Raw genomic sequence first — 7,549 nt, 5'->3', positions numbered from 1 at the left:
CCATCTATCTATTAAGGTATCAGAAAAACCACGGTAATAATCGTGGTTTTTTATTTTGTACTTATTTCCTACAGATTAATTTTTGATACTCACATTGATTCGAAACGCTTTACTCGAATATAATCTGACCATCGTCATCTAATTTCGCTTGTATAAATTTTTCTTCTTTTAATAATTTTCTTACAGTCTCTCCAATACGGATGACTGTTCCTTCATGTGCACGCATAATTGTAACAGAATTACCTGTTGCTGTAGCAATAACTGTTTTAGTGCCACTTATTGCACCTGCTTCGCCGACTGTAACACCTAATCTGCCATATACTTCTCCACCTCTTAGTATGCCATCAATCTTTAATAAACCGCCAGAGTGTACCTTCGTATTTATACAGCCCTTACCGATAATATTAATATTACCACTAGAATAAATCCTGCTGTTAGTCGTATCAGAAATAGTAACATATGAATTTGGTTCAACCTCAGAGTTCGTTGTATTGGCTATATCCTGCATTAATTCTTGTAAAATAGTAAGTTTATCAATAGTAATTATTTCTTGAGATAAGGTAAGGAACATTGTTTTTAAGTCATAACCTATCTTTTTCCACTCAGGTTCCTCAATATAGCTTCAGCTCTTTCTACAATATCTACATATTTTTTTGCTAGAACTTTAACATCCATAAATTTCTTTTCAGATAATATGATAATTAATGGTTGCAAACCCTTCGATTGAAACTCTTTGGATTTATATTGCTTAGAGTCCATTAATTGTTTAATTATAATGATCATTTTCCCTACTTGTTCTTCTAATGTTTTTAACAAGTGTCCGAGTTCCAATACTAATAAATGCTGTTTGCCGGCAGTTAAATTAGAGTTGTTCACATTTCCTTTAGCTGTTATTGATTTGGAAGCAGTAATATTTGATTCATTTATAGATCGGTGGACAAAAATATCGCCGCCAGCCTCAACAATCATGTTATCTTCCACCTCACCAACAATTTCAATATCTCCACTGAAGCGAATATTCCCTGTGGTAATATTTACATTTCCCTGATGAACTAATTTAGACATGATCATTGCTTTTACGATTCTGCCTCTTTGTTCAATAACCGGTCTGCCAGATTCAGTAGCAATAATCTTATCTTCCTTGACATCTACGCCTTTACCTGGTATAAATTTTAGTTCCAGTGGCTGTCTGGGAAGAAGTTCTTTATCCAATACTGAACGACCTGGTAATCCAGGGATTGGAGGATGAAGAATTGCCATTATAACGCCTATTTCCACATTAGGAATCACATTAGCTTCCTTAAAATCAATATTCCCATGTTCATCTTCCACAAGTCCATTTGCCATATCTGTATCTACCTTCACTTCTAATTCTCCATCAACACCATGCTTAACTTCTTTACCAACAGCTATGACAAATCTACTTGTTCTTTTGTCTCTAGCGCATTCTCAATGGCAGTATGATTTAATCCGAAAATTATGTTTTTATTATCAAGTTCCGCTAATATATCTGCTTTCGATAATGTATTTACTGGTTCTTTTTGACTTTGCAACTCAATCGTAATATGTTCACTTGGCGCTACATCTTTCAAATTTCTCGAAATTTTTTCTCCAGGATATACATCCAATATCGCTTCTATTTCATTTTTTATAATCGATATCTTCCATGACATCGGTTTTTCATAAAATTCTTCATATTCTACCCTGTATTCATCATCTTTACTTAACAATATCGTTTGTTTAGTTATTTTCTCTTCATTTTTATATAGTGTAATACCTTCTTTAATCGAAGCAGTTGCATATTTATCATGAGAACTATTTACGAAAAGTTCATTATTTTGAATCCACGCTACTCCTTCTTTTTCTTCTTCAACTGTGGTATTCATAGGAGGTTTTTTAACTAATTCTTCTGTTTCTTTATATTCGTTTAAAGCCTCTTGTACAAATTTTTCTAGGTTCGGAACAGAATTAGTAGTTTTTTCTATATTTTGTTGCGTGTTTTTTATCCTCTTTAGTTTAACGATAGCTTGCTTCTTACCAATACCTATAAATCCTTTAGTGTTTACTTGTAATACCTCGATATTGACATCTTTTTGTGAAATATTCATTACATGTAACCCTCTGTCAATCGCATCTTCAACAGTACTGGCTTTTGAAATAAACTCGTTCAATTTAATCCCTCCTTCCCTCTGATTTATCGCTACGATTATAATTAATTTTTTAAAAGCGTTATTAAATGGCACTAGTTTTATAAATTAAAAAAATCCACCTTAGCAGATGGATATAAAGAGCTCTTTGTTTAATTAGAGCTTTATTTATATTTCTACTCTTCGGCAACCTGGCTATCCTAGTCATTGACCTTAGATCCATAGGCTTTGCGTCCTTATCTTTCAATAAGTTTGCTATATTCGTTAGTAGTAAAAAAGTCATGTATATATAATACATTTTAGAATATTACAATCAATTCGTCAATATTGATATTGACCTATTATCCTCTTAATTTTCATTAAAACAATCAATTACCCAAAATAGCTTAAATTAAAAAGAACAATAAAGATTTTATTATCTTTATCGTTCTTTTAACGTTAGCTATCATTAAAATACTTTGGTCAATACAGATAATTATTTAAATAATTCGTTATTTATACTATAAAAATACTCATCAGTTACTATTAAATATGAAGACCGGGATCCACTATCATTTGCCACCACAATACTAAACTAAGAATAATCACAATAAATACGATTAAGCTTTTAATCGCATATGGTAAACGATTCGGAATAAATTTAAGCGCTAAACCTACCACAAGTCCAGCTATAATCATATAAATAACAGCATATATCAACATTCCCAAAAAATTATCGACTGGTGTTGCCATCGATTCTCTTAATAAATCCACATTTCCACCTCATTACAACAATTTCCAAGATCATAATTAATTTTCTTCACAAATACTATCATACAATATTTTTTTTATTATGAAACTACTTTTTCTTGTTTTTTATTAATTTCTGTAAAAAATTGTATTGGTTTTTTAACATCTGGTTTAATCAAGCTTCATATTTTCTATTTATAATCAAAAATGACATACAAAAAAATAAAAGGAGCATTCTCATGTATTCTGTCGAATTAAAAAATGTAGACAAAACGTATGACAAGGAAGAGCTTGTAGTTAAGGATGTAAATGTAACCATCGAACCAGGTGAATTCTTTGTATTAGTAGGACCTTCTGGATGTGGCAAGAGTACAGTACTAAGAATGATTGCTGGATTAGAAGAAATTTCTTCTGGATTCATTCTTATAGACGGACAAATTGCAAACCACTTATCCCCCCAAGTAAGCGAGAATTATCAATGGTTTTCCAAAATTATGCCTTATACCCACATATGACGGTGGAAGACAATATTACATTCGCATTAGATGTTTTAAAGATAAACAAAAAAGAAAAAAGGAAAAAGTGTATGGAAGCAGCAGAAATGTTAGGGTTAACGGAATATTTAAAAAGAAAACCAAGACATCTGTCAGGTGGACAAAGACAACGTGTCGCATTAGCCAGAGCAATAATAACTAATTCACCAATATGCTTAATGGATGAGCCATTATCCAATCTGGATGCAAAATTACGGGCCCATATGCGTGGTGAACTTAAAGAATTACAAAGAAGACTTGGCATAACATTAATATACGTTACACATGATCAGGTGGAGGCAATGACGATGGGAGATCGAATCATGGTATTGAAAGATGGTGTGATTCAACAGGTCGGAAAACCTATTGATGTGTATAACACACCAGCTAATCCCTTCGTAGCAAAATTCATTGGCTCACCACCAATGAATCTAACCAACGGAATCTTTGATAACAATCAACAGGTTATCCTTATTAATCAAATGAAAATACCTATCGATCCATTAATACTTCCTAATACGGATGCAAAAAAAGTGATAGTCGGGATTCGCCCAGAACATATTCAATTCTGTCAGGAACAAATCCATGGTGAACTCACGTTTCATACCGTAATCGATCATGTTGAAATGCTAGGTACGGAGACTTTATTAAAATTCAAATGGAATGATTCTGATTGGTACGCAAAATGGTACGGTCAATGGAATATTCAGGTAGGGCAATCTATTCATTTTCAATTGGATAAAAATTCGTTATGTGTCTATGATGCTGCCACTGAACAATTAATTGCTGGACCTCAAAATATTCAACATCATCATCTTAGTGAGGGCATTGTATGAAAAATACAGCAGAAATCCAACAGAAAGCACTACCAACCATTCATGAAACATGGCGATTTATCCATTGGCGTTCAGCGATACTCTATCTTTTGCCGTCGATTATTTTATTTAGCGTATTTTTATTCTATCCATTAGGAAAAACACTTTATTTAAGCTTTTTCTTAACCGATCAACAAGGATTAGCTAATGTTTTTGTGGGTTGGGAAAACTACCAGTATATTTTACAAGCAGAAAGCTTTCATAAAAGTATCAAAGCCACTCTATTGTTTGTGCTTTATACCGTTCCAACAGGGATTATTATATCTCTATTTTTAGCACTGCTGGCAAATGAAAAATTGAAAGGGATTGGTTTTTTCCGTACGATATATTCTTCAACAATGGGCATTTCGGTAGCAGCATCTGCTGTCGTTTGGCTATTCATTTTCCATCCAAGTATGGGAATATTAAACCGATTGATAGTCTCACTTGGAGGAACCTCAATCGAATGGTTACTACAGCCAGACTGGTCACTTATTGCCGTATCGATCACAACGATTTGGATGAACATAGGATTCACTTTTTTGATTCTATTAGGTGGATTACAAAATATTGATGAGCAGCTTTATGAGAGTGCAAACATATCTGGTGCAAGTTATTTATATCAACTTAGACGTATAACGATTCCGATGCTGTCTCCTACCCTATTCTTTGTGACGACTGTCTCATTGATCAACGCTTTTCAAACCTTTGGACAAGTCGATATTCTCACCCAGGGTGGTCCATCTGAATCCACCAATTTAATTGTTTATTCTATTTATCGCGAAGCATTTGTAAACTACCAGTTTGGTACCGCAAGTGCACAATCTATCTTCCTTTTTATATGCATCTTACTAGTAACTATTTTACAATTCAAATTTGTGGAAAGGAAGGTGCATTACCAATGAGACGATTTCGGCCACTTTTTACCTATTTGCTGTTAATAGGTACAGGTACCCTTGTTTTTTTTCCAGTTTTTTATGCCTTTCTCATAAGTTTTATGAGTGGTGCTGAACTATTACAAGGTAAATTTATACCAGAATCCTTTCATCTTGATAACTATAAAAAAGCTTTCGAACGATTACCATTAGCTCACTATTTATGGAATAGCTTTTTTATCTCAACAGTTGTCATGTTAGGACAGCTTCTCGTAAGTGCTTTAGCTGCCTTTGCTTTTGTTTTTATTCCTTTTAAAGGAAGGAATATTGTCTTTTTTATCTTTATTTCTACCATGATGATTCCATGGGAAGCTACCATGATTCCGAACTTCATAACAATTCAACAACTAGATTGGATTAATAGTTATCAAGGGTTAACCATACCTTTTTTTGCAATTGCATTTGGTACTTTTTTGTTACGTCAGCATTTTCTTACGATTCCAAAAGAACTAAAAGAAGCTAGTGATATTGCAGGTCTCCGTTCCTTTAAATTTTTTCGAAGAGTGGTTATTCCATATTGTCGAACATCCTTTATAACATTGGGAGCATATGGTTTTCTTACAACCTGGAATATGTATTTATGGCCATTACTTGTAACGAACAATGATGATGTGCGAACTGTTCAAATCGGTTTAAAGCAATTGCAAACACAAGAAATGGCAACAGATTGGGGGGGGTGGTGATGGCAGGAGTAATTATCGTAATAATACCTACGCTCGTACTTTTATTTTTAGGTCAAAAACAATTGCAAAAAGGACTCGCTCAAGGAGCACTAAAATAACAAGGGGGGAAATAAAAAATGAAAAAGCTTTTACTACTATTGGTTGCAATTTCTATGATAATGTTCATTACCGCCTGTTCTAATGAAGCAGACGGTCAGGAATCAGATGAAAATACAAATACTACGGAAGAAACTACTGAGAATACAGAAACAGAAGAAGAAACACCAGAAAAAGCAACAAATGATAAAGTGGAAGCCGTTTTTTGGCACGCAATGTCAGGTGAAGGACAAGAATCAATCGAAGCAATTGTCGATAATTTCAATCAATCACAAGATGAATATACAATTATACCAGAATTTCAAGGTTCTTATGAAGAAGCATTAACAAAATATCGCAGTGTAGGTGGCACAGCGGATGCACCAGCAATTATTCAAACTTTCGAGGTTGGAACCAAATATATGATTGATAGTGGCTTTATTGAGCCTGTTCAGTCCTTTATTGATGAAGAAGGTTATGATGTATCACAACTTGAAGAAAACATTCTTAATTACTATACGGTAGATGATCAGTTATATTCCATGCCTTTTAATTCCTCGACTCCTGTCATGCTATACAATAAGGATGCATTTAAGGAAGCTGGTCTGGATCCGGAAAATCCGCCCCCCCAAACGTTTGAAGAGATTAAAGAAGCTGCTGAAAAACTAACGGTTAAAAATGGTGATAATACCGAACGTTATGGTTTCTCGATTTTAAATTATGGCTGGTTTATTGAGGAATTAATTGCAACGCAGGGTGGGCTTTATGTAAATAATGACAATGGTCGTTCAGACTCAGCAACAGAAGCAGTATTTAATGGAGAAGAAGGTTTACGCATATTTGAATTAATGGATGAAATGAATAAAGCAGGCACATACGGAAACTTCGGCTCTAACTGGGATGACATTCGTGCTGCATTCCAAACAGAAAATACCGCTATGTACTTAGATTCCTCAGCTGGCGTAACAACAACAGTGGAAAATGCACCTTTTGAAGTAGGTGTTGCTTATATTCCATATTCCGAGGAAGCAGAGAGAAATGGTGTGATTATCGGTGGTGCGTCCCTTTGGATGTCAAACGGTATTGAGGAAGAAAAACAAAAAGCTGCATGGGAGTTTATGAAATACTTACAATCTCCTGAGAGTCAAGCTAAATGGCATATTGAAACTGGCTATTTTGCGATAAATCCTGCTGCATATGAAGAAGACATTGTAAAAGACAAATGGAAAGAATACCCACAATTAAAAGTAACAGTGGATCAATTACAAGAAACGAAGCCTTCCTTCGCAACTCAAGGTGCTTTGATTTCAGTATTTCCTGAAGCAAGACAGCAAGTTGTTACAGCGATGGAAAATGTACTACAAGGAACCGATCCAAAAGAAGCTTTAGATAAAGCTGCAGAAGAAACCAACCGAGTAATCGAACAAGCAAACCGAGCTAATCAGTAACAAGCAAAAATATGACTGGAAAGAAAGTGATGTAATAAAAATATAATCCGAACGATACTACAAATTCAGCGAGGAATTTGTTATCGTTCGGATTTTTTAATTGCATATAAGATAGATGATCCGTAGTAATCGAATATTTATAACC

6 protein-coding genes, 2 pseudogenes and 1 riboswitch are annotated in these 7,549 nt (G+C 34.2%); of the genes and pseudogenes, 4 read left to right on the top strand and 4 right to left on the bottom strand.

Annotated elements, in window-relative coordinates; translation table 11 throughout:
• Window positions 1-109: 109 nt before the first annotated feature.
• The 4 genes from JCM21714_RS11815 to JCM21714_RS11800 all read right to left on the bottom strand — a co-directional run bounded on the left by JCM21714_RS11815 (window position 110) and on the right by JCM21714_RS11800 (window position 2,900).
• Window positions 110-571, bottom strand: a complete 462-nt coding sequence (locus JCM21714_RS11815; RefSeq protein ID WP_035724592.1) for a hypothetical protein — start codon at window positions 569-571, stop codon at window positions 110-112.
• A gap of 17 nt (window positions 572-588) precedes the next feature.
• The gene (locus tag JCM21714_RS11810; protein WP_084040743.1) at window positions 589-1,413 is read right to left on the bottom strand and encodes a FapA family protein; all 825 of its coding nucleotides are present in this window, start codon (window positions 1,411-1,413) and stop codon (window positions 589-591) included.
• Window positions 1,410-2,171 (bottom strand): Jag N-terminal domain-containing protein, encoded by a 762-nt coding sequence (locus JCM21714_RS11805; RefSeq protein WP_035724590.1) that lies wholly within the window; start codon window positions 2,169-2,171, stop codon window positions 1,410-1,412. Before JCM21714_RS11805 ends, JCM21714_RS11810 begins: the two co-directional genes overlap by 4 nt.
• A 158-nt stretch (window positions 2,172-2,329) precedes the next feature.
• Window positions 2,330-2,414: riboswitch (cyclic di-GMP riboswitch) on the bottom strand.
• Between the two features lie 258 nt (window positions 2,415-2,672).
• Window positions 2,673-2,900 carry a hypothetical protein gene (locus JCM21714_RS11800; RefSeq protein WP_035724587.1) on the bottom strand — a complete coding sequence of 76 codons (228 nt, stop codon included), beginning with the start codon at window positions 2,898-2,900 and terminating at the stop codon, window positions 2,673-2,675.
• Between the two features lie 215 nt (window positions 2,901-3,115).
• On the opposite strand from JCM21714_RS11800, the pseudogene JCM21714_RS11795 reads away from it, so the two are divergent.
• The 4 genes and pseudogenes from JCM21714_RS11795 to JCM21714_RS11780 all read left to right on the top strand — a co-directional run bounded on the left by JCM21714_RS11795 (window position 3,116) and on the right by JCM21714_RS11780 (window position 7,404).
• Window positions 3,116-4,245 (top strand): annotated as a pseudogene (locus tag JCM21714_RS11795) (ABC transporter ATP-binding protein).
• Window positions 4,242-5,168, top strand: a complete 927-nt coding sequence (locus JCM21714_RS11790; RefSeq protein ID WP_035724584.1) for a carbohydrate ABC transporter permease — start codon at window positions 4,242-4,244, stop codon at window positions 5,166-5,168. The pseudogene JCM21714_RS11795 and the gene JCM21714_RS11790 overlap by 4 nt, the downstream one beginning before the upstream one ends.
• A pseudogene (locus JCM21714_RS11785) lies at window positions 5,165-5,979 on the top strand (carbohydrate ABC transporter permease). The gene JCM21714_RS11790 and the pseudogene JCM21714_RS11785 overlap by 4 nt, the downstream one beginning before the upstream one ends.
• Window positions 5,980-5,997: 18 nt before the next feature.
• Entirely contained in the window at window positions 5,998-7,404 is a 1,407-nt protein-coding gene (locus JCM21714_RS11780; RefSeq protein WP_035724580.1) for an ABC transporter substrate-binding protein, read from the top strand.
• Window positions 7,405-7,549: the final 145 nt, after the last annotated feature.

Source organism: Gracilibacillus boraciitolerans JCM 21714, from assembly GCF_000521485.1.
Classification (GTDB): Bacteria; Bacillota; Bacilli; order Bacillales; family Amphibacillaceae; genus Gracilibacillus; species Gracilibacillus boraciitolerans.
The sequence above is the reverse complement of the archived record's forward strand: the minus strand, read 5'-3'. Positions and strand labels throughout refer to the sequence as shown.